Annotated in this window: 1 protein-coding gene and 1 pseudogene; both read right to left on the bottom strand. The window is 65.3% G+C overall.

Annotated elements, in window-relative coordinates; translation table 11 throughout:
- A partial coding sequence (locus AC1DS3_RS39045) for an aldehyde dehydrogenase family protein (protein WP_477129416.1) occupies window positions 1-1,328 on the bottom strand: 1,328 nt, incomplete at its 3' end.
- An 83-nt stretch (window positions 1,329-1,411) separates the two neighbouring features.
- Window positions 1,412-1,567: pseudogene (locus AC1DS3_RS39040) on the bottom strand (TenA family transcriptional regulator); the annotation flags it as partial.

The raw sequence follows: 1,567 nt of genomic DNA, 5'->3' as shown, positions 1-1,567 counted from the left end.
GTGGAGGTGCTGGATTGCTTGAGGCCGCCGAACGGCGCGTTGATCAGGTTGCCCGTGGTGGTGCGGTTGATCTTGACCGTGCCCGACTGGATGTCATGCGCGAAGTCGTGCGCATAGCGCGGGTTGCTGGTCACGATGGCGGCCGACAAGCCGTACTCGGTGTCGTTGGCCTTGGCGATGGCGTCGGCGTAGCTGCTCACCTCGATGATGGCGATCACCGGCCCGAAGATTTCCTCGCGGGCRATGCGCATCTGCTGGGTGACGCCGGTGAAGACGGCCGGCGAGACATAGAAGCCCTTGTCGTATGGCTCGCCGCCCAGGCGGTCGCCGCCGCACAGGTGCGTGGCTTCGGCCTTGCCGGCTTCCACATAGCCGAGCACCGTTTCGAGCTGCTTGCGRGTCGCGAGCGGGCCCACGTCCATGCCAGGCGTCATGCCGCTGCCGATCTTCAGGGTCTTGACCTTGGCCAGCAATTTCTCCGTATAGGCGGCCTTGACCGAAGCCATCACCAGCACGCGGCTGGTGCCGGTGCACGCCTGGCCGCTGAGCGACAAGCCGCCCTTGATGGTGAGGTCCACCGCGCGGTCCAGGTCGGCGTCTTCCATCACGATCAGCGGGTTCTTGCCGCCGAGTTCCATCTGCGTGCGCGTGCTCAGCGACACCGAGCGATGGATATGCTGGCCAGCCGCCGTGGAGCCGGTAAAGGAGATCGCACGCACCGCCGGTGCTTCGGTAATGGCCGCGCCCACGTCGCCGGCACGGCCGGTGATGAAGTTGAGCACGCCCTTGGGGATGCCGGCTTCGACAAACGCCTGCGCCAGCCGGTAGCCGCTCAGCGGCGCGTCCGACGAGGGCTTGAACACCACGGTGTTGCCCGCGATCAGCGCCGGGGCAATCTTGCGCGCCGGGATCGACACCGTGTCGGGATCGTCCTGGGGATAGGTCTCGCCGGAGAAGGACTGCCCTTCCACGGCATAGAAGCGGATGGTCTGCGCGGAGCGCAGCACTTCATCCTTGCTCAGGTTGAGCGCCTTGCCTTCTTCGCGGGTCAGTTCCTCGGCGATCTGGCCTGCGTTGGCTTCCAGATAGTCGGCGGCGCCGTTGAGGATCTTGGCACGCTTGGAGATGGGGGTTTTCTTCCAGGCGTCGAACGCGGCCGCGGCGGCGGCCACGGCGGCCTGCGCGTCATCCGCGGTCGAGGCCTGGAAACGGCCAACGATATCGCCGGTATCGGCCGGGTTGACGTTGTCGAAGGTGCGCCCGCTGGCGCTCTTCGACCATTCGCCGTTGATGTAGTTGTTGAATTCGTCTGTCTTTGCCACTGCCATGATATTCAAGCCTTTCATCTGCTCAGGCCCCGGGCGGGGCCGTCAATGCCAATGCGATGCCGCGATTCCGCCCAGGGGCGGGCTCAGGCAGCCATGTCCAGTTCAGGCAGGGGAATTTCCTGAGCGACGTAGTCGTGATAGAGGGCGGTGGTGTAGAGCAGGCGCATCTGGGCGCCGATCTCGCAGATCTTGAGGCAGCGCTGCTGCAGCTCCGGGGTGTTGGCGTGTTCCAGCACGAT

Source organism: Cupriavidus sp. 01L46, from assembly GCF_056399905.1.
The sequence above is the reverse complement of the archived record's forward strand: the minus strand, read 5'-3'. Positions and strand labels throughout refer to the sequence as shown.